This window comes from Massilia sp. 01N410, from assembly GCF_056399665.1.
Map to the genome: position 1 here is coordinate 43,192 of NZ_JBFTRV010000016.1, position 22,111 is coordinate 65,302.

14 protein-coding genes are annotated in these 22,111 nt (G+C 62.8%); 10 read left to right on the forward strand and 4 right to left on the reverse strand.

Features of this window, described 5'->3' with window-relative positions:
- Positions 1–86: 86 nt before the first annotated feature.
- The 7 genes from chrA to AC1DOP_RS19800 all read left to right on the forward strand — a co-directional run bounded on the left by chrA (position 87) and on the right by AC1DOP_RS19800 (position 10,730).
- The gene (gene chrA / locus AC1DOP_RS19770; RefSeq protein WP_477252906.1) at positions 87–1,403 is read left to right on the forward strand and encodes a chromate efflux transporter; all 1,317 of its coding nucleotides are present in this window, start codon (positions 87–89) and stop codon (positions 1,401–1,403) included.
- Entirely contained in the window at positions 1,396–2,505 is a 1,110-nt protein-coding gene (gene moaA / locus AC1DOP_RS19775; RefSeq protein WP_477252908.1) for a GTP 3',8-cyclase MoaA, read from the forward strand. Before chrA ends, moaA begins: the two co-directional genes overlap by 8 nt.
- A 4-nt stretch (positions 2,506–2,509) precedes the next feature.
- Positions 2,510–4,390 (forward strand): molybdopterin molybdotransferase MoeA, encoded by a 1,881-nt coding sequence (gene moeA / locus AC1DOP_RS19780; RefSeq protein ID WP_477252910.1) that lies wholly within the window; start codon positions 2,510–2,512, stop codon positions 4,388–4,390.
- Between the two features lie 133 nt (positions 4,391–4,523).
- On the forward strand, positions 4,524–7,262 hold the full coding sequence (locus AC1DOP_RS19785; RefSeq protein ID WP_477252912.1) for a type VI secretion system Vgr family protein: 2,739 nt from the start codon (positions 4,524–4,526) through the stop codon (positions 7,260–7,262).
- Between the two features lie 18 nt (positions 7,263–7,280).
- Positions 7,281–9,059, forward strand: coding sequence for an esterase/lipase family protein (locus AC1DOP_RS19790; RefSeq protein WP_477252914.1), 1,779 nt, complete (start codon positions 7,281–7,283; stop codon positions 9,057–9,059).
- Positions 9,060–9,065: 6 nt separating this feature from the next.
- On the forward strand, positions 9,066–10,460 hold the full coding sequence (locus AC1DOP_RS19795) for a T6SS immunity protein Tli4 family protein (RefSeq protein WP_442123397.1): 1,395 nt from the start codon (positions 9,066–9,068) through the stop codon (positions 10,458–10,460).
- A gap of 3 nt (positions 10,461–10,463) precedes the next feature.
- Positions 10,464–10,730 carry a PAAR domain-containing protein gene (locus tag AC1DOP_RS19800; RefSeq protein WP_442123396.1) on the forward strand — a complete coding sequence of 89 codons (267 nt, stop codon included), beginning with the start codon at positions 10,464–10,466 and terminating at the stop codon, positions 10,728–10,730.
- Here AC1DOP_RS19800 and AC1DOP_RS19805 read toward each other — a convergent pair whose 3' ends face one another.
- The 4 genes from AC1DOP_RS19805 to AC1DOP_RS19820 all read right to left on the reverse strand — a co-directional run bounded on the left by AC1DOP_RS19805 (position 10,731) and on the right by AC1DOP_RS19820 (position 16,150).
- Entirely contained in the window at positions 10,731–12,074 is a 1,344-nt protein-coding gene (locus AC1DOP_RS19805; protein ID WP_477252917.1) for a DNA recombination protein RmuC, read from the reverse strand. It abuts the gene before it with no gap.
- A 1-nt stretch (position 12,075) separates the two neighbouring features.
- On the reverse strand, positions 12,076–12,501 hold the full coding sequence (locus tag AC1DOP_RS19810) for a group II truncated hemoglobin (protein WP_477252919.1): 426 nt from the start codon (positions 12,499–12,501) through the stop codon (positions 12,076–12,078).
- Between the two features lie 107 nt (positions 12,502–12,608).
- Positions 12,609–15,140: an ABC transporter permease gene (locus tag AC1DOP_RS19815; protein ID WP_477252921.1), complete on the reverse strand. Its 2,532-nt coding sequence runs from the start codon at positions 15,138–15,140 to the stop codon at positions 12,609–12,611.
- Entirely contained in the window at positions 15,140–16,150 is a 1,011-nt protein-coding gene (locus tag AC1DOP_RS19820) for an adenosine deaminase (RefSeq protein WP_442123392.1), read from the reverse strand. The genes AC1DOP_RS19815 and AC1DOP_RS19820 overlap by 1 nt, the downstream gene beginning before the upstream one ends.
- Before the next feature lie 545 nt (positions 16,151–16,695).
- On the opposite strand from AC1DOP_RS19820, the gene AC1DOP_RS19825 reads away from it, so the two are divergent.
- The 3 genes from AC1DOP_RS19825 to AC1DOP_RS19835 all read left to right on the forward strand — a co-directional run bounded on the left by AC1DOP_RS19825 (position 16,696) and on the right by AC1DOP_RS19835 (position 21,599).
- The gene (locus AC1DOP_RS19825) at positions 16,696–18,618 is read left to right on the forward strand and encodes a PrkA family serine protein kinase (protein WP_442123391.1); all 1,923 of its coding nucleotides are present in this window, start codon (positions 16,696–16,698) and stop codon (positions 18,616–18,618) included.
- 169 nt (positions 18,619–18,787) lie between these two features.
- Positions 18,788–20,059 carry a YeaH/YhbH family protein gene (locus AC1DOP_RS19830; protein ID WP_442123390.1) on the forward strand — a complete coding sequence of 424 codons (1,272 nt, stop codon included), beginning with the start codon at positions 18,788–18,790 and terminating at the stop codon, positions 20,057–20,059.
- A 13-nt stretch (positions 20,060–20,072) separates the two neighbouring features.
- Entirely contained in the window at positions 20,073–21,599 is a 1,527-nt protein-coding gene (locus tag AC1DOP_RS19835) for a SpoVR family protein (protein ID WP_442123389.1), read from the forward strand.
- Positions 21,600–22,111: the final 512 nt, after the last annotated feature.

The following is a 22,111-nucleotide window of genomic DNA, read 5'->3' on the forward strand; positions in this document are numbered from 1 at the left end:
GAGGCGGTCTTGTCCAATAAAAAAGGAAGCTTCGGCTTCCTTTTTTTTGTCTGTAAGATAAACCAACTTTGACCATCGCTTGTTGCATGCATCCCCAGCCCATCCCCTTCCGCACCGCCCTGCGCTACTGGCTCAAGCTGGGTTTCATCAGCTTCGGCGGACCGGCCGGACAGATCGCGATGATGCATGCCGAGCTGGTCGAGCGCCGCCGCTGGATCTCCGAGCAGCGCTTCCTGCACGCGCTCAACTACTGCATGCTGCTGCCCGGCCCGGAAGCGACCCAGCTCGCCGTCTACATCGGCTGGCTGATGCACCGTACCCTCGGCGGCATCGTGGCCGGGGTGCTGTTCGTGCTGCCTTCGCTGCTGATCCTGATCGCGCTGTCGTGGATCTACATGGCCTACGGCCACCTGCCGGCCATCGCCGGCGTCATGAACGGCATCAAGCCGGCGGTGGTCGCCATCGTGCTCGGCGCCGCCTGGCGCATCGGCAGCCGTACGATCCGCAACTGGCTGCTGGCCGCCATCGCCGCTTGCGCCTTCGTCGCCATCGCCGTGCTGGCGCTGCCCTTCCCGCTGGTGGTGCTGGGCGCGGCGCTGGCGGGCGTCGTGGGCGGACGCCTGCGCCCCGCCCTGTTCCAGCCCGGCGGCGCCCACAAGGCGGGCGGCAAGTCCCATGGCCCCGCGCTGATCGACGACGACACGCCGACGCCGCCGCACGCCCGCTTCAGCTGGGCCGGGCTGCTGCGGGTGAGCCTGGCCGGCTGCGGCATCGGCCTGGCGGCCTGGCTGCTGCTGGCGGCGCTGTACGGCCCATCGGGCGCGCTGGCGAGCATGGGCTGGTTCTTCACCAAGGCCGCGATGATGAGTTTTGGGGGCGCCTATGCCGTGCTGCCCTACGTCGTGCAGGGCGCCGTCGAGCACTATGGCTGGCTGAGCGCCGGCCAGATGATCGACGGCCTGGCCCTCGGCGAGACCACGCCCGGCCCGCTGATCATGATCGTGGCTTTTGTGGGCTTCGTCGGCGGCTGGACCCATGCGCTGTTCGGGCCGGGCGCACTGTTCGCCGCCGGCGCGGCCGGGGCGGCGGTGGCCAGCCTGTTCACCTTCCTGCCCTCCTTCGTGTTCATCCTGGCCGGCGGGCCGCTGGTCGAGTCCACGCGCGGCGACCTGCGCATGACGGCGCCGCTGACGGCGATCTCGGCGGCGGTGGTCGGCGTGATCGCCAGCCTGGCGGTGTTCTTCGGCGGCCAGGTGTTCCTGGGCGGCGGCAGGCCGCACTGGCCGGCGATCGCGATCGGCGCCACCGCCACCGTCGCCCTGCTGCGCTACAAGGTGGGAACGATCCCGCTGATCCTCGCCTGTGCGCTTGCGGGCATCATGCTATCGTATTGGAATGTCTGAGAAAATCATCATGCTGGGCGACGCCGGATCGCCGGCAATGCCTGCGCCGGCGGCGCTGGCCGAGCCTTCGGGACTGCTCGCGGACGCGCTCGGCCGGCCGCTGCACGACCTGCGCATCTCGGTCACCGACCGCTGCAACTTCCGCTGCGTCTACTGCATGCCGAAAGAGGTGTTCGACAAGAACTACGCCTACCTGCCCCACTCCTCGCTGCTGAGCTTCGAGGAGATCACCCGGGTGGCGCGCCTGTTCGTCGCCCACGGCGTCGAGAAGATCCGCCTGACCGGCGGCGAGCCGCTGCTGCGCAAGGACCTGGAACGCCTCGTCGCCCAGCTGCGCGAACTGCAGACGCCGTCCGGCCGCCCGCTCGACCTCACCCTCACCACCAACGGCTCGCTGCTGGCGCGCAAGGCCCGCGTACTGAAGGACGCCGGCCTGGACCGCGTCACGGTTTCGCTCGACGCCATCGACGACGCCATCTTCAAGCGCATGAACGACGTCGACTTCGCGGTCTCCGATGTCCTCGAAGGCATCGAGGCCGCGCACGCCGCCGGCCTCGGTCCGGTGAAGGTCAACATGGTGGTCAAGGGCGGCATGAACGACGCCCAGATCCTGCCGATGGCGCGCCACTTCAAGGGCACGCCGACCATCTTGCGCTTCATCGAATACATGGACGTGGGCGCCTCGAACGGCTGGAACATGGACGAAGTCATTCCGTCCGGCGAAGTGGTGCGGCGCATCGCCGCCGAAATGCCGCTCGAACCCATCGGCGCCAACTACGCGGGCGAGACCGCTTCGCGCTGGCGTTACGTGGACGGCAGCGGCGAGCTCGGCATGATCTCGAGCGTGACCCAGGCCTTCTGCAGCGACTGCTCGCGCATCCGCCTGTCCACCGAGGGCAAGCTCTACACCTGCCTGTTCGCGACCCGCGGCCACGACCTGCGCGCCCTGCTGCGCGAAGACCGCAGCGACCTCGAGATATCGTCCAGCATCGCCCAGCTGTGGAGCCGGCGCGCGGACCGCTATTCGGAAACGCGGACGATCAATACCGAAGGCCTGTCGCGCGGCGCGAAGAAAATCGAAATGTCTTACATCGGCGGATAAGAAAATGAATACTGAATCGATCAGCGGCCTGGTCCTGGCCGGCGGACGCGGCACGCGCATGGGCAACGTGGACAAGGGCCTGCAGCCCTTCGGCGGCTCGACCATGGTGGCGCACGTCCTGGACCGCCTGCGGCCGCAGGTGGCCAGCGTGGCCATCAACGCCAACCAGAACCTCGAAGCCTATGGCGCCTTCGGCGTGCCGGTCTGGCCGGACGATACGCCGGGCTTTGCCGGTCCGCTGGCCGGACTGGAAGCGGGCCTGCGCCGCTGCGCCACGCCCTATCTGCTGACCGCCCCCTGCGACTCGCCCTTCCTCCCGTCGGACCTGGCGGCGCGCCTGCTGCAGGGCCTGGAGGATGCCGGCGCCGACCTCGCGCTGGCGGTGACGGAAGAAAACGGCCTGCGCCAACCGCATCCAGTTTTCTGCATAATTAAATCCAGTAAAGTGGACGTGCTGTCGGCCTATCTTGCCGCCGGCGGACGCCGCATGGACGGCTGGTACCCGCAGATCAAGGTGGCCGAGGTGCTGTTCGAGGACGCCGCCGCCTTCCGCAACATCAATACCCGCGACGAGCTGCAGAGTCTCGATCCCGCCGGGTCGCCCGTATCGGCTCCGCGCTTGGCCGACGTCGTCAGCTGCCTGTCCGCATATGACCCGGATGCCCTGCCGGTGCGCGACGCGCAGCGGATCATCCGCGACTTCGTTTCGCCGCTGCGCGCGACCGAACAGGTGGCGCTGCGCGCCGCGCTGGGACGGGTGCTGGCGGCGGACATCACGTCGCCGATCGACGTTCCGGCCCACGACAACTCGGCGATGGACGGCTATGCCCTGCGCGGCGAAGATTTGTCTACCGAAGCGTTGGTGCTTCTGCGCGTGATCGACACCGTGTATGCCGGTCGCACCTCCAGCGCCGTACCCGGCCCCGGCGAATGCGTGCGCATCATGACCGGCGGCGTGATGCCTGCCGGCTGCGACAGCGTGGTGCCGCAGGAACTCGTGACCGAATCCGGCGGTGTCATGGTCATGGCCCCCGGCACCATCCGCGCCGGGGACAACCGCCGCCTGGCCGGCGAAGACCTGAAGGCCGGCAGCGCCGCCCTGCGCAAGGGGAAGGTCATCCGCCCGGCCGACCTGGGCCTGCTGGCATCGCTCGGCGTGGCCGAGGTGCCGGTGCGGCGGCGCCTGCGCGTCGCCTTCTTCTCGACCGGCGACGAGCTGCGCTCGATCGGCCAGCCGCTCGACCAAGGCTGCGTCTACGACAGCAACCGCTACACCATCTACGGCATGCTGACGCGGCTGGGCTGCGACATCATCGACATGGGCGTGGTGCGCGACGACCCGCAGGCGCTGGAAGACGCATTACGCGAGGCCTGCGAAAACGCCGACGCCATCATCACCTCGGGCGGCGTCTCGGTGGGCGCGGCCGACTACACGAAGCAGATCATGGCGAAGCTCGGCGACGTCACCTTCTGGAAGATCGGCATGCGCCCGGGCCGTCCGCTGGCCTTCGGCCGCATCGCCTCCAAGGGCCACAGCGCCTTCCTGTTCGGGCTGCCGGGCAATCCGGTGGCGGTGATGGTCTCCTTCTACTTCTTCGCCCGCGAAGCGCTGCTGCGCATGATGGGGGCCGAGGCGCCTTTGGAGTTGGTGCGTGCCCGCTCCGTGGCGTCCATTCGCAAGAAACCGGGGCGTACCGAATACCAGCGCGGCGTGCTGTCGCGCGGCGCCGATGGGCAGCCCGAGGTGAAGATCACCGGCTCGCAAGGCTCGGGCATTTTGCGCTCGATGTCGGAGGCGAACTGCATGGTGGTGCTGCAGGATGAACAGGGTAGCGTGCAGGCTGGGGAGATGGTGGATGTGTTGATGTTCGAGGGCTTGATTTGAACATGCCTTGCTGTCCGCTTCTGGGGTTGGCATGCGTAACTGATATTTAGCAAAGACTTTATTGATATCAATGTAGCGACGATTCGGATTCCTACCATTGAGCAGTTCTGCTTACATGGATTGGGAACCCTGGATGAATTTCAAAGATATCGTCGAAGGATTCGCCGGCTTATCCGAAGCGAATCGTCCCATCCGGGCGCGGCTGTCCAAAGGACCGCGCGTGCTCGAAGACGTCTTGCTGATCAAACGGGTCACCGGAAGCGAGACCTTATGCGGTGGGCTGGAATACCGCCTCCTGTGTGTATCGACGCGTGTCGATCTCCCCTTGAAGGAATTCATTGCGTCGCCGGTCGAGCTGCAGTTCGTGACGGATCGCGGCGATCTGCGCTCCGTGTGCGGCATTGTCGCGCAAGCGGCTGCGGGGCAGAGCGACGGCGGCCTGGCGACCTATGAACTGGTGCTGCGCGACGCACTGGCGCTGATGGAGTGCCGCAGCAATACACGCGTCTTCCGCAACCTGAACGAATTGGACATTACCGAAGTCATCCTCGACGAGTGGCGACGGAACAATCCCGTGCTGGCCAAGGCTTTCGACGTGGACTGGTCCTTTGTGACCGGCAGCTATCCCGCCCGCGAATTCACGATGCAGCATAACGAATCCGACGCGGACTTCCTGCGCCGGCTTTGGAAACGGCGCGGCATCGCATGGTTCATGCGGCCCGGACAAGCCAGCCAGGACATACCGGCTCATTCCCTGGTGCTGTTCGACGACGCGTTCACGCTCCCGCAGAATGCCGCCGGTACCGTCCGCTATCACCGGGACGACGGCACCGAGCAAAGCGACACCATTTTCGCGTGGAGCCCGGTACGCGCGCTCAGACCCGGCAATGTCAGTCGCCTCAGCACGGATTACATGCAGGGCCGTCCGATGACAAGTCACACGCCGTCCCATATCGATCAGGGAGCGGCGGGCAACCGGTTCGCATTCAGTCTCGACGATTACCTGATCGACGTGCCGCACGCAGGCAACGATGGGGACGACTACCGGAATCTCGGCGAATTGCGCATGAAACGCCATGAGTACGAGTCGAAATGCTTTTACGGCGAAAGCAGCGTGCGTGCCCTATGTATCGGACAGTGGATAGGATTGAGCGGCCATCCCGAAATCGACGCACATCCCGCAAGAGAGCGGGAATTCATCGTCACGCGTCTGCAGATCGACGCGGAGAACAATTTGCCGAAGACCGTCGAGGACCGGATACAGCGGCTGTTCGCCCACAACCGGTGGAACGAAGGATCGGCCGATAGCGCGCTACGGCAAGCCAGCGAAGAGCGCGGCATGCGTTATACCAATCGCTTTTCGTGCGTGCGCCGCGGCATTCCCATCGTCCCCGCCTTCGACCCGCGTAGCGATTTGCCGCGCCCGCAACTGCAAAGCGCCATCGTGGTCGGCCCACCCGGCGAAGAAGTGCACTGCGACGAGAATGGCCGGGTCAAGGTGCGCTTTCCGGGCACCAGGGTGGAGGACCATAGCCACGCGCAAGGGGCGGGCGCCAGCGATACCGGCCGCGACTCCGCCTGGATACGCGTAGCCAGTACCTGGGCCAGCAATCAATGGGGAACGATCACCTTGCCACGGGTGGGCGATGAAGTCATCGTCGATTTCCTCGGCGGGGACCCGGACAAACCGATCATCGTGGCGCAAGTCTACGGGGCCATGGCGCCGCCGCCCTCCTTCAGCCACACAGGAAAGCTGCCCGGCAACAAGCACCTGGCTGGTATCAAGAGCAAGGAAGTACAAGGCCTTCGCTACAACCAGCTGCGTCTCGACGACACCCCGGGCCAGATCAACGCGCAACTGTCTTCGCAACACGGACACAGCGAACTGAACCTCGGCTGGCTCACTCATCCGCGCAACGACGGCAAGGGTGAGGCACGCGGCGAAGGTGCCGAGCTGCGCAGCGACCACGCGGTTGCGGTACGCGGAGCGCAAGGCGTGCTCATCAGCGCCGCGGCACGCCAGAAGGCCAGCGGCAAACAACTGGACCGCGCCGAACTGATCGGTCTGGTCGAGGCGCTACAGGGTGTACAGCAGCAGCTCTCCGAACTGTCGGTGACCCATCACGCGGACGCTACCTCCGACAAAGAGCTCAAACAGCTGATCGCTTACCTGAAGCAGTGGGAAGCCGGCAGCAACACCGACAGCAATGGCACGGGCGATGGCGGCCAGGCAGTGGTCGCGCTTTCCGCGCCCGCAGGCGTCGCGCTAAGCAGCCAGGACAACATCGCCATCGGCGCACAGACGCATGTCGATGTGCTCAGCATCGGGAACACCCAGCTGTCGGTCGGCAGAAAACTGCTGGCGCGGGTCGCGGAAAGTATCAGCCTGTTCGCGCACCGGCTCGGCATCAAGCTGATCGCCGCGAGCGGCAAGCTCGAACTGCAGACACATGCCGACGATATTGAGCTCACCTCTTCCAAGCGCATCGTCTTGACTGCCACCGAGGAGATCGTGCTGCAGGCACCGAAGATCCGCATGGTGGCGCAGGGCGCGCAAGTGGATATCGGCGGTGGCGCCATCACGCAGCAGAGCAGCGGTGAGCACACCATCAAGTCGTCGAAATTCGCGCACGTCGGGCCGACTGGAGGTTCTCCGGTCGCAGTGCCTTCGATCGTCAGCGAGTCGGCGCACGACCAGCAGACGGTTCTCCGATGGATTGGGACCGACGAGCCGATGAAGAACCAGCGCTATCGCATTACTACCGAGGACGGGCGCACGTTCGAAGGACGGACTGATGCAGCTGGGTTGACCGAACGCTTTACCAGTGCGATTCCATTCGGGCGCTACAGCATCGAAGCTTTGGACGACTGATTTCATGGGGAGAATACGATGACGACTGCCGAACATCCCTTGCCCGCGCAAGCACATGCTGGTGCCGCCCGCAAAGCCGAAGGGTTTGCGACACCGAAGCAGGACAAGAAGCCTCAATGTGCGCGGATGCTGCCGAAACGGGTACTGCCGATCATCTTTTTGCCAGGGATTATGGGGTCGAATTTGCGGATGAGTATGGAGCGGCAGAAGGAGTTGCGCCAGAAGGACAATATTGCCTGGCGGCCGGACACGCTTGACCCTTCGAAACCAATCAACATTACCAGGGCCGCCAACGAAAGCCCAGCCGATCGCCAATTGCGGCTGGACCCGTTACAAACGACAGTGGACATTTACGACTCCTCTGGACCTTCGAACGTAGTGGGTGACGGGCGCCATGGCAATGTCGAACTCGCCCCGAACTTTGACTCTGCCTTACTGGCAAGCGATCCGGTAGTCCTATCTGGCGGCGGCACGGCTGCACAAAAGGCACGTGCACGAGGCTGGGGCGAAGTCTTTTTTAAGAGCTATGGACAATTGCTGCAACATCTTGAATCACGCCTCAACAGTACTTTCTCCGAAGGCAAACTTCGTCCGGAGTGGCACGATGTCGTGGGAGTCGAGCCAAAAATCTGGGGTGCGGATCCAAAACTCCCCCAACAGGCATTAACGGCGGAAGAACTCAAAAAGCTTGCGACTGGCTGCTGGTTTGCCGTTTATTCGTTTGGTTATAACTGGCTGCAATCGAATGGCGACAGCGCAAAGATTATTGCTGTCCGAATCAATAAGCTCATCGACGATTTCAACCGCTCAGGCTACGAATGCAACCAAGTCATCGTTGTAACGCATTCGATGGGTGGCCTTGTCGGTCGGGCGCTGATTCATTCGAACTTCGGCAACCTGCAAGACAAGGTGTTGGGCATCGTGCATGGTGTGATGCCGGCCATTGGCGCGCCTGCAGCTTATCGACGCATGCGCGCAGGTTTCGAAGATCCTGGCCTGATTAGTACTAGCAAAGCCAATATCGAAGCGAGCGTTGCCGCCAAGGTGGCAGGGAACCACGGTGACGAAGTCACGGCAGTGCTGGCGAACGCGCCTGGTGGGCTTCAGTTGCTGCCTAGCGAGGCTTACGGAAATGGCTGGCTACGCGTTCGCCATAATGGGCATGACCTGGACGCCTGGCCAAAAAATGGCAATCCTTACAATGAAATATACAAAATTCAGGGCAAATGGTATGCGCTGTTTCGAGAAGACTGGATCAATCCCTCCGGGCGTTCTCTTGAAAAGGGTGGCGGAACATTCGAACGTACTTGCGAATATCTCGACATAGCCAGAAACTTTCATCGAATGATTATGAAAACCTATCACCCGAACAGTTATGCTCATTACGGCGCCGACAGCAAACGACATAGTTTCGGTGAGGTGGTGTGGGAAATCATTAATTGCACCGCCGCAACTGGGTGGCAAAATTGGCCAATTCTTGAAGATAACAAACAGGGCCAGCTAAGATTGGTTGACTGGGACCCTGGCGCCGCAAATAACATCGCCAGCTTGCTGGCCGAGGATCTGGTTCCCGCCCCGGTATTCGCAAGGATCCTCCCGGCTTCGTCTCCTGGAGACCAGACCGTACCCGCCAAATCTGCAGACCATCAACTGCACAGCGATAGTTTCAAAGGCATATTTCGCCAAACCGGATACGAACATCAGTCCAGCTACAAAGACCCGCGGGCTGTTGCCGCTACCTTGTACAGCATCGTTCGCATCGCTCAGAACGCCAAATGGAAAAACGAGAAGGAGTAATTGCATATGGCTCTTACGAAATGCTTGCCTTTCATTCTTCTCTCAAGCGTGGCATTGCTGCTCACTGCCTGCGATCCTAAACCCCAACAATGGAAAAAGCCGAACATGATCGCACTCTCACCCCGTCTGCAACCAATTTTCAAAAAAACCAGGACGGTGTGCTTTGGCAGATTTATGGTAGATGTACCGGCATCGACAACCGTGGTTTGGGGCGGAGTCGATATACCGTTGGGCGTGAATGTCTACCCCAATGGCGTTGAGGAAGTAAATGGGTTGGCGCAAAAGCTCATCAATGAGTTGAAAAGCGAAAAAGCTATTTATCTCAACGATATCCCTTTGCTGATTTCGGTTGAGAACTTGAAAGACCCCGATGGCCAGATCGTAACGGGTTACGACGGTTTTGAAGCAATTGGGGCACTTAAAATCAACGGATACTTTAAACTGAATGACGATGGCGTTATCATCGACGCCCGCCCGCTAAAAGACCGTCGGGAGAGTGCTACAGCCCGCATCAAGAGCATGGCTCGCCGCCTGCGCCTACGTGCCGAAAACGAGATCCCGACTGAGCCCGGCAACTGCATCGAATATGCCTTCCTGCCGGATGAACCCGGACCACCCAAGGAGCCGCCAGCCGAACTCCTAAGTATCGGCTTCCGCCTGAAAGAATTTCCGGACGTACACCTTTCAATTCAAATTCGCCCCTCCAACCCGCATTATTCCGAAAGCGACTCGCTGGAATGGCAACTGGAGCGTTTAGAGAAAGATCTGAAAGCAGAAGATCCCAACCATCCAATGTTGAAAACTGTCTATTTCCGCAGAGGGCCCCGCCAGATCCATGATTGGGTAAACGGCTTCGAAGGCTTGTCACGCTCGCCGGAACAAAGCACGGTACACTCGGTTCATGATTTCGCTATCGCGTTTAGAGGCGTCGCGGGAAACTATTTGAAACCTTTTGCGGACATCCGCATGCAAACCGGCGTCGCCAATAACGCCATCGGCGCCACCAAAGCCAGCCTGACCGACGAAGAAGCCATCGCCGTCTGGGACAAGATCACCAGCACGATCCGCCTGCGTCCAACCGGGACGACGACAGTCAAAGCCACTGACGCAGGACCACGGCTGCCGCTGGGAGAACTTGCCGCAACCGGGCGCATTTGTCCGCAAACGGGGTGGTGGGAATCCGACGAACCGGCAGCACGACAGGACGACCGGCGCCAGCACATCAAGGCCGGAGAACGGATGCCGCATGTGGTATCGCTTGGCGAGCCGTCGCTGTGGCAAAAAATCAAAGGAGTATATCCCTCTTACCGTACGGCGACCGTATGGAAACTGGTCGGATATGGCGATCCGCCCGCCCCCGCCCACCTGGCAGCAGAGACGCCAACCGACAAAAAGGGTTAAGCCATGCGCAACGTGATCCGTCTAGGCGACCCCACTTCACACGGTGGCAAGGTCGAAAGCGTAAGCGCGACGCACTTCACGGTCGGCGGCATCCCGGTCGCCCGCGTCGGCGACAAATGCAGCTGCCCCATCAAGGGCCACGACAACTGCACGATCGCCGAGGGCGACCCGCATCACGTCATCGACGGGATCGCCGTTGCACACGAGGGTCATAAAACGACGTGCGGCGCGACATTGATTGCGACGACAGGCAATTACGGCGGCGAATGATCAAGCGAGGTCGTCGCCATCCGCCGGCGCAGCCCCCAGCATCAACTGCGCCGCCTCGCTCGGCAGCGCCTCGACCGACTTCAGCTTGCGCGCCATCTGCCGGCTGCGCACCTCGGCATTCTCGATGTTCTTGGCCGCGCGTTCGAGCGTGGTCTTGGTGGCGGCCAGCACGTCGCCGAACTTGCCGAACTCGGTCTTCACCGCGCCCAGCACCTGCCAGACTTCGGATGAGCGCTTTTCCAGCGCCAGCGTGCGGAAGCCCATCTGCAGGCTGTTGAGCAGCGCGGTCAAGGTCGACGGTCCGGCGATCGTCACGCGCAGGGTGCGCTGCAGCTCGTCGGCCAGGCCCGGGCGGCGCATCACCTCGGCGTACAGGCCTTCGGTGGGCAGGAACAGGATCGCGAAGTCGGTGGTCTGCGGCGGCGAGACGTATTTTTCGCAGATCGTTTTCGCCTCGTTGCGCACCGCGCGTTCCAGCTCGGCGCCGGCGCGCACCACGCCGTCGGCATCGGCGGTATCGGCCGCTTCCACCAGGCGCTCGTACTGCTCTTTCGGGAACTTGGCGTCGATGGGCAGCCACAGCGGCGGGCCGCCCTCGACCGTGCCCGGCAGCTTGATCGCGAACTCGACGCGCGCGTTCGAGCCGCTGACCGTCTCGACGTTCTTGGCATACTGCTCGACCGTCAGCACCTGCTCGAGCAGCATCTCCAGTTGTACCTCGCCCCAGGTGCCGCGCGTCTTCACATTGGTCAGCACGCGTTTCAGGTCGCCCACGCCGATGGCCAGCTGCTGCATCTCGCCCAGGCCCTGGTGCACGCGCTCGAGGCGGTCGGACACCTGGCGGAAGGATTCGGTCAGCCTGGTCTCCAGCGTCGCGTGCAGCTTTTCGTCGACGGTCTGGCGCATCTCTTCCAGGCGGCGCGCATTGTCGGCCTGCAGGTCGCGGATCTTGGTCTCGAGCGTGCCGCGAACTTCCAGCATGCGCTGGGCGTTCGATTCGGTCAGCGTGGCGATGGCCGTGTTCATGCTGTCGGCGAAGCGCTTCAGCACGCGCGCCTGTTCTTCGCGTCCGCCGGCGGCGTGCAGCTGGATCTGCTGGCGCATCGCTTCCAGCTGCTGGGCGGTGGCGGCCTGGTTCTGGGCCAGGTGGGCGGCCAGTTCCTGGCGCGTGGCCTGGGCGCTGGTCTGCAGCTCGTGGCGCAGCTCGCGCTCCAGGCGTTCGAAGGCGTGGGCCTGGCCGTCCGCGTCTTTACCACTACCGCGGCTGCGCGCGAACAGGGCGAACTGCAGGGCGAGCACGGCCAGCAGGCCGATCGCGAGGACGATGAACTCGATCGTGGACATATCAGTGCGGGCGATTCCGCATCCAGTCGGCGGTCTGGTAGAAGGCGCCCATCAGGCGCAGGCGCAGGTCGTAGTCGTAGCCGAGATCTTCCAGCGCCATCGCCATGCAACGCAGCCATTGGTCGCGTTCGGTGGTGCCGATCGCGAACGGCAGGTGGCGGGCGCGCAGCATCGGGTGGCCGTAGCGTTCGATGAAGAGGTTGGGGCCGCCCAGCCAGCCGGACAGGAACATGAACAGCTTCTCGCGCGAGCTGTCGTTGGGCACCGGGTGCATGGCGTGGATGCCGGCGAAGTCCGGCTCGAGCTGCATGATGTCGTAGAAACGGTCGACCAGTTCGCGCAGGCGGGACTCGCCGCCGATCAGTTCATAGGCGCTGCGTTCGTCCGCGGCTTCCTGGTCTTGGGGGGTGGTCTGAGATTCTTGCATCTGCCCATGATAGCGCAGCGGACAAGGCCCGTGGGAGGGCCTTTTGTCCCAGGTCGGCGATGCGCAACAGATGCGTGGGCACGATGTGCCCACGTTCTCCGCCTCGATTACGCCTCGCGCAAAGTCTGCAGCGGCGGCTGCCGCAACACATTGCGCAGTCCCAGCCAGCCGCCGATCAGCCCGCACGCCGCCCCCACCAGCAGCCCGGCCGCCCACACCTGGGGCTCGAAATGCCAGGGGAATTTGAACTGGTATTCGGCCAGCGCCCAACCCAGTCCCGCCGCGCCGGTCGCCGCCAGCAGGCCGGACAAGCCTCCCACCAGCGCGAACTCGATCCGCTGCGCGCTCGCCAGCTGGCCGCGGGTGGCGCCCAGCGCGCGCAGCAGGCCGGCTTCGCGGGTGCGCTCGGCCGTCGATCCCATCAGGGCCGCGTACAACACCAGCACGCCGGAGACCAGGGTGAACAGGAACAGGAACTCGACCGCGGTCACCACCTGGTCCAGCACGTCCTGCAGCTGGCGGATGATGCCGCTGACGTCGATCACGGTCAGGTTCGGATACTTTCGCGTGAGCGTGTTCGCCAGGCCAACGCCGCGCGCCGGCAGGTGGAAGGCGGTCATGTAGGTGGTCGGTGCGTCGCGCATTGCGGCCGGGTTGATGACGACGAAGAAGTTGGCGCGCATCGAGCCCCATTCCAGCTTGCGCAGGCTGGTGATCTTCGCATCGACCTGCAGGCCGCCCATGTCGAAGCGCATGGTGTCGCCGAGCTTCAGGCCCAGGGTCTGCGCGATACCCTGCTCGACCGAGGCTTCGGCCACGCCGGGAGCGTCGCGATACCACTGACCGGCCACGACGTCGTTCCCTTCCGGCAGATCGTTCACGCTGGAGAGGTTGAATTCGCGGTCCGACAGCGCCTTGGCGCGCTCGCTGGTGTAGGTGGCGGCGGTGATCTCCTTGCCGTTCACCGCCACCAGGCGGCCGCGGATCATCGGATAGAGCATCGGGTTGTCGACGCCGGCCGCGCTGATGGTCTTTTCCACGCCCTCCTTCTGGTCGGGCTGGATGTTGATGATGAAGCGGTTCGGCGCGTCGGCCGGGGTGGCCAGGCGCCAGGCGTCCATCAGGTCGCCGCGCACCACGGTCAGCACCAGCAGCGCCATCAGGCCCAGCGACAGCGAAACGATCTGCACCACCGTGGCGCCGGGCCGCCGCTGCAGCGAGGTGATGGCGAAGCGCCAGCCCTGGTTGCGGGAGACCCCGCGCAGGCTGCGCAAGCCCAGCAGCGCCAGCCAGCCGACCAGCGCGAACACGGCCAGGCCGCCGAGGAAGCCGCCGGCGGTCAGCAGCGCCAGTTTGAGGTCGCCTGCCTGCCACAGCAGCAGGCCGACGAAGACCGCGGTGCCGAGGCCATAGGTGGCAAGCGCCATCGGCCGCGGCGGCGCTTGCTCGCGGCGGATCACGCGGTTGTGCGGCACGTTGCGCAGCTGGAGCACGGGCGGCAGCGCGAAGCCGACCAGCAGCAGCAGGCCGGTGGCCACGCCCTGCAGCGCCGGCAGCAGCGATACCGGCGGCAGCTCGGTCGGGATCAGATTGCCGATCAGTTCCAGCAGCACGTAGTGGGCGGCGACGCCGACCAGCACGCCGAGCAGGCTGCCCGCCAGGCCGACCAGTGCGAACTCGATCAGGAACAGCAGCCCGACCTGGTTCTGGGTTAGCCCCAAGCAGCGCAGCATGGCCACCGAATCCAGGTGGCGCTGCATGAAGCGGCGCGCCGCCATCGCCACGGCCACCGCCGCCAGCATCGCCGACAGCAGGCCGACCAGGGCCAGGAAGCGCTCGGCGCGGTCGAGGGTCGAGCGCATCTCGGGGCGGCCGTTTTCCAGGTTCTCGATGCGCACGCCCTTGACCTTATCGAGCGCGATGCGTTCGCGCACCCAGCGCTCGTAACCGGCCACCGCGGCCTGGTCGTTCGGCGAACGCGCGGCGACCTGCATGCGGTAGGTGATGCGCGCGTAGTTGTCGGCCAGGCCGGTGGCTTTCAGGTCCGACAGCGCCAGCATCACGCGCGGCGCGAAGTTCGAGAACGAGGCGCCGCGATCGGGTTCGGTGGCGATCAGGCGGGCAATCGTGAAGCTCTTGTCGCCCAGCTGGATCACGCTGCCGATCTTGACTTTCAGCGGTGGCAGCAGGTTGACGTCGACCCAGACCGTGCCCGGGGCCGGGGTGTCGCGGGTGGCGTCGCCGAGGGCCTCGCTGGCGTCGACCGGGCTGGTGGTGATCTTCAGCTGGCCGCGCAGCGGATAGGTGGGCGAGACCGCCTTCACCGATGCCAGCACGGCCTGGGATGCATCCCCGGTTCCGGCCTGGGCCATGCTCGGGAAGGTGACGGTGTCGGCCAGCCGCAGGCCGCGCCGCCGGGCTTCATCGCGCCAGTCCTGGCGCAGCGGCTGGTCGGCGTTGATCAGGAGGTCGGCGCCGAGCAGCTGGTGGGCGTCGCGGTTCAGGCCGGCGCGCATTCGGTCCACGAAAAAGCCGACCGCGGTGAGGGCCGACACCGCGACCACCAGCGCCACCAGCAGGAAGCGCAGTTCGCCGGCGCGCCAGTCGCGCGCGGTCATGCGCAGGGATTGCATCAGCATTAATTGGCCTCACTGAAAAAACGGTCGACTTCGGCCAGCCAGGCGCGCTTCTGTTCCGGCTCGAGGAAGGCGGCGGCAAAGCTGTTGCGCGCGAGCTGGCGCGCATGCGAGCGGTCCAGCGGCAGCGCCTCGAAGGCGGCGACGTAGTTCTCGTTGAGGTAGCCGCCGAAGTAGGCCGGATCGTCGGAGTTGACGGTGGCGACCAGGCCGGCGTCGAGCAGGCGGCGCAGGTTGTGCTCGCCCATCACGTCGAATACGCGCAGCTTGATGTTCGACAGCGGGCACACCGTCAGCGCCATCTGCTCGCGCACCAGGCGCTGCACCAGGGCGGGATCGTCGAGGCAGCGCACGCCGTGGTCGATGCGCTCCACGTTCAGCACGTCCAGCGCGCTCTCGATATAGGCGGGCGGCCCCTCCTCGCCCGCGTGCGCGACCAGGTGCAGGCCGAGATTGCGGGCGCGTTCGAACACGCGCGCGAATTTTTCGGGCGGGTTGCCGACTTCGGAGGAATCGAGGCCGACGCCGATGAGCTTGTCGCGGTAGGGAATCGCCTCCTCCAGCGTGGCGATCGCCTCTTCCTCCGACAAGTGGCGCAGGAAGCACAGGATCAGGCTCGCGCTGACCGGGCTGTCCTGGCAGGCGCGCCAGATGCCGTTGATGACGGTCTCGAAGGCGACGCCGCGCGCGGTATGGGTTTGCGGGTCGAAGAAGATCTCGGTGTGGCGCACATTGTCGGCTTGCGCACGCCGGAGATAGGCGGCGGTCATGTCGTAGAAATCCTGCTCGGTCAGCAGCACACTGGCGCCCGCGTAATAGATATCGAGGAAGGATTGCAGATCGCTGAAGGCGTAGGCCTGCCGCAACGCTTCGACGGTGGGGTAAGCGAGGGATACGCCGTTTCTTTGCGCTAGCTCAAAAATCAGCTCGGGTTCCAAAGAGCCTTCGATATGGATGTGCAATTCTGCCTTCGGCATTGCCTGCAGGGTGAGGCGCAGCTCTTCGTTCAGCATGAGGGATCTCCACGGTGGACCGGCGTTTGTCGCCATTTGGAGAAGTGTAGCGCATGCGCTCTCCAGGCTCATTTCGCCCTGGAATTTTATAGATGGCCGACGGCATACGCGCGTGCGCCACTGCTTAGCAAGTTGGTGCACTATTGACTTACCTTTTGACAAACACGACGCTGTCCAACGGGGCCAAAAACCCTGTCAAACATGGCCTCGCCAGGACCCTGCAAAACGGCGTCAAGACTGGATCCGCAGGCTCGTCAAAATGGTTTTTTTCGACGCACGACACTGTTTTGACTTCGAGAACTAATAGGCACATAATAAATTTCATAAGCGTAAGAAGACGCTCTCTGCGGGCGCTAACCAACCGGTTTTCATAACCGGATGAGAACAAGAAAATCGCCCTCCGTTTCATGTCAGGTCACATGCCTGACCTCTCGAACGTAGACGGCGACCCCACAACAGCTTGATGCCAGAACCGGGGCCTGGGCAGTCGTCTTTCATCGGCTGCCGCGACAGTGATCAGTGTTAGCACATTAGAGGACATTCACATGACCATTTTTGATAACTACGCAGCCCGCTATGAGCGTACCCGGGAAGAGGAATACTCCCTGTCGGAGTATCTTCAACTGTGCAAGAAAGACCCCCTGACTTACGCCAGCGCTCCCGAGCGCATGCTGGCCGCCATCGGCGACCCCACCCTGGTCGACACCCGCCTCGACCCGCGCCTGTCGCGCATCTTCGCCAACAAGGTCATCAAGATTTATCCCGCCTTCCGCGAGTTCTACGGCATGGAGGAAGTGATCGAGCAGGTCGTCTCCTACTTCCGTCACGCGGCCCAGGGCCTGGAAGAACGCAAGCAGATCCTTTACCTGCTGGGCCCGGTTGGCGGCGGCAAATCGTCGATTGCCGAAAAGCTCAAGCACCTGATGGAACAGATTCCGTTCTTCGCGATCAAGGGCTCGCCGGTGAACGAATCGCCGCTGGGCCTGTTCAACGAAGAGGAAGACGGCGCCATCCTGGAAGAGGACTACGGCGTCCCGCGCCGCTACCTGCGTGGCGTCCCCAGCCCGTGGGCAGTCAAGCGCCTGCACGAGTTCGGCGGCGACATCAACAAGTTCCGCGTCGTCAAGCGCTACCCCAGCATCCTCAAGCAGATCGCGATCGCCAAGACCGAGCCGGGCGACGAGAACAACCAGGACATCTCCTCGCTGGTGGGCAAGGTCGACATCCGCAAGCTCGAAGACTATTCCCAGGACGATCCGGACGCCTACAGCTACTCCGGCGGCCTGTGCCTGGCCAACCAGGGCCTGATGGAATTCGTCGAGATGTTCAAGGCCCCGATCAAGGTCCTGCACCCGCTGCTGACCGCGACCCAGGAAGGCAACTACAAGGGCACCGAGGGCTTCGGCGCGATCCCCTTCGAGGGCATCATCCTGGCGCACTCGAACGAGTCCGAGTGGAAGACCTTCCGCAACAACCGCAACAACGAGGCTTTCCTCGACCGGATCTACATCGTGAAGGTGCCCTACTGCCTGCGCGTGTCCGACGAGATCAAGATCTACGACAAGCTGCTGCGCAACTCCTCGCTCGACAAGGCGCCCTGCGCACCGGGCACGCTGCGCATGATGGCCCAGTTCGCGATCCTGTCGCGCCTGAAGGATCCGGAAAACTCCAGCATCTATTCGAAGATGCTGGTGTACGACGGCGAGAACCTGAAGGACACCGATCCGAAGGCCAAGTCGATGCACGAATACGTCGACTACGCCGGCGTGGACGAAGGCATGAACGGGCTGTCGACGCGCTTCGCCTTCAAGATCCTGTCGAAGGTCTTCAACTTCGATAACACCGAGGTCGCGGCGAATCCGGTCCACCTGCTCTACGTTCTCGAGCAGCAGATCGAACGCGAGCAGTTCGCCGGCGAGACCGAGCAGCGCTACATGTCCTATATCAAGGAACACCTGGCGCAGCGCTACGTCGACTTCATCGGCAAGGAGATCCAGACCGCCTATCTGGAAAGCTATTCCGAGTACGGCCAGAACATCTTCGACCGCTACGTGACCTTTGCCGACTTCTGGATCCAGGACCAGGAATTCCGCGATCCGGACACCGGCGAGAGCTTCGACCGCGAATCGCTGAACGCCGAGCTGGAGAAGATCGAGAAGCCGGCTGGCATCTCGAATCCGAAGGATTTCCGAAACGAAATCGTCAACTTCGCCCTGCGTGCGCGTGCGACGAACGGCGGCAAGAATCCGGCCTGGACGAGCTACGAGAAATTCCGCACCGTGATCGAGAAGAAGATGTTCTCGAACACCGAGGAACTCTTGCCCGTCATCTCCTTCAATGCGAAGGCGAGCACGGAGGATGCAACCAAGCACGCCGACTTCGTGGCCCGTATGGTCGAGAAGGGTTATACGCCGAAGCAGGTTCGGCTGCTGTGCGAGTGGTACCTGAGGGTTCGCAAATCCTCGTAACCAGGCCATTGCCACACCAGGTGCGTGGTTGGGCGGACCAGATTTCTGGTCCGCCCGTAGGCTTTGTCCCACCAAAATCCGGGACGCCAACCACGTTGATGCGCGGCGCGTTAATATAGGGGTACCGGTGGTGACCCGGCCCGCCGCGAATTTGAGCAGGAGGCCTGTTTTGACTTACCTCATCGACCGACGCTTGCAGGGCAAGAACAAGTCTGCGGTCAACCGCGAACGCTTCTTGCGCCGCTACAAGGCGCAAATCAAGGATGCGGTCGGCCGGGCGATCAAGGGTCGCTCGATCACCGACATCGAAAATGGCGAGAAGGTCTCGATTCCCGTCAAGGACGTGAACGAGCCCAAGTTCGGGCACGCCCATGGGGGTGTCTGGGAAGTCGTCAACCCCGGCAATACCGAATACCAGAAAGGCGACCAGATCAACCGTCCGCGCAGCGGCGGCGGCGGCAGTGGACGCGGCCGTGCCGGCAACAGCGAGCAGACCACCGAAGACGATTTCATCTTCGAACTGAGCCGCGAAGAATTCATGAATTACTTCTTCGAGGACCTCGAGCTGCCGAACATGATCAAGACGCAGCTGACCCAGGTCGTCGAGTTCAAGAACCAGCGCGCCGGCTACAACATCTCCGGCACGCCGTCCAATATCCACGTGCTGCGCTCCCTGCGCGGCGCGCTCGGCCGCCGCATCGCCGTGGGCGGACCGAGCCGCAAGAAGCTCGCCAGCCTGGAACAGGAGCTCGAAGAGATCCAGGCGCTGGGCGCCGAGGACGACGACCCGCGCGTACTCGAACTGAAGCACAAGATCCACGCGCTGCACACGCGGCTGCTGGCGATCCCCTTCATCGACCCGATCGACCTGCGCTACAGCAACCGGATCAAGGTGCCGAAGCCGTCGACCTCGGCCGTGATGTTCTGCATCATGGACGTCTCCGGCTCGATGGACGAAAGCCGCAAGGACACCGCCAAGCGCTTCTTCATCCTGCTCTACCTGTTCCTGAAGCGCGCGTACGAGAAGATCGACGTGGTCTTCATCCGCCACCACACGGCCGCCGCCGAGGTCGACGAGAACGACTTCTTCCACTCGCGCGAATCGGGCGGCACCGTCGTGTCCTCGGCGCTGCACCTGCTGAACAAGGTCATCAGCGAGCGCTACAGCAGCGGCGACTGGAATACCTATGTGGCCCAGGCTTCCGACGGCGACAACTGGGACAACGACTCGGTCCTGTGCAGGCAGATCCTGACCAATGCGATCATGCCGCGGGTCCAGTACTACACCTACGTCGAGATCACGGACGGCCCGCCGCAGAACCTGTGGGAGCAGTATTGCGAGGTGGCGGCCACGCATGCGAACTTCGCGATGCAGAAGATCGTGACCCCGGCCGACATCTACCCGGTGTTCCGCGAATTGTTCAAGAAGCAGCCCAAGTAGACGAGGCCCGCTCATGCCAAGAGATCCCAAAAATCCGCGTGCCCTGCCCGACCAGTCGGAGTGGACCTTCGACCTGATCGAGCAAGCCCACGAGGAAATCCGCCGGGTGGCCAGGAAGTTTGGCCTGGACACCTACCCCAACCAGCTCGAGATCATCACCGCCGAGCAGATGATGGATGCCTACACCTCGGTAGGCATGCCGGTGTCGTACAACCACTGGTCTTTCGGCAAGCATTTCCTGACCACGGAAAAAAGCTACCGCCGCGGCCAGATGGGCCTGGCCTACGAGATCGTGATCAATTCCAACCCCTGCATCGCCTACCTGATGGAGGAAAACAGCCTGACGATGCAGGCGCTGGTGATCGCCCACGCGGCCTATGGCCACAATTCCTTCTTCAAGGGAAATTACCTGTTCCGCACCTGGACCGACGCCGACGCCATCGTCGACTACATGGTCTTCGCCAAGAACTACATCGCCGAGTGCGAACAGCGCCACGGCATCGACGCCGTCGAGGAACTGCTCGATTCCTGCCACGCGCTCCAGAACTATGGCGTGGACCGCTACAAGCGTCCGGCCAAGCTGTCCGTGGCCCAGGAACAGAACCGGCAGAAGGAGCGCGAGGAATACGCCCAGTCCCAGATCAACGAGATCTGGCGTACCCTGCCGCGGCGCGAGGAATCCCACCGGGATGCGCCGCCGCCGCGCTTCCCGGTCGAGCCCGAGGAAAACCTGCTCTACTTCATCGAGAAGTACGCGCCGCTGCTGGAACCCTGGCAGCGCGAGCTGGTGCGCATCACGCGCAAGATCTCACAGTATTTCTATCCGCAGCGTCAGACCCAGGTGATGAACGAGGGCTGGGCCACCTTCTGGCACTACACGATCCTGCAGGAACTATATAAAGAGGGCATCGTCGGCGACGGCTTCATGCTCGAGTTCCTGCAGAGCCATACCAACGTGGTCTACCAGCCGCCGGCGACCAGCCCCTATTACAATGGCATCAATCCTTACGCGCTCGGCTTTGCGATGATGACCGACATCAAGCGCATCTGCGAAGACCCGACCGACGAGGACCGCGCCTGGTTCCCGGACATCGCCGGCAGCGACTGGATCAAGACGCTCGATTTCGCGATGCGGAACTTCAAGGACGAAAGTTTCATCGCCCAGTACCTGTCGCCCAAGCTGATCCGCGACTTCCACTTCTTTGCCGTGCTCGACGACGACCGCAGCGACAAGCTGACGATTTCGGCGATCCACGACGAAGCCGGCTACCGCTACGTGCGCCAGCAGCTGGCCGAGCAGTACAACCTGGGCAACCGCGAGCCGAACATCCAGGTCTGGCAGGTCAATACCCGCGACGACCGCGCGCTGACCCTGCGCCATACGCAGTTCCAGCGCCGTCCGCTGAACCAGCAGGCCCATGAAGTGCTCAAGCATGTGGCCCGGCTCTGGGGCTTCGATGTCAGATTGGAAACGGTAGACCCATCGGGGCGCGTGGTCAGCAGCCTCGAGTGCCGCCGCGAGAAGCGCGCGCGCTACTAATATATATATATGCTGGTGCCAACGGTGCCGCCAGGCCTGTCTGCTTAGGACAGGCCTTTTTTCTGTGTCAACGCAAAATTCTACATGCGTGGCAAGTGAGCCATATCAAACAGGGGTCCGTACATAAGTGCCTCTTATGGCCTTCACTCCTACCACAAGGGCGAGGCCGTTTCAACAGTACGCCCCCCATGAATGAATATGGCTATAGTTTGCAGAAACGCCATTATTGAATCATATCTTATTTGCCAACTGGCAAAATCGGCATGGAAAATTTGGCGGAAGGGGCTATTTGGCCTGATCTTCTACACATCGGCAAGGGGATAACGCTAACATTGTCATAAAGATAACTACATTCTCGATTATGCACCCCATCCTTCCTCATTACGGATGAGCTTGTTTGCTTGTTTTTACAGGCAGTTAGCCCCTCTTTGGAGGTATAAAAATGTATGTGCAAAAAAGAATTCGTAGGTATAATTCCTCGATGTCCCGGATGCGGCCCTGAGTTTTTGTCG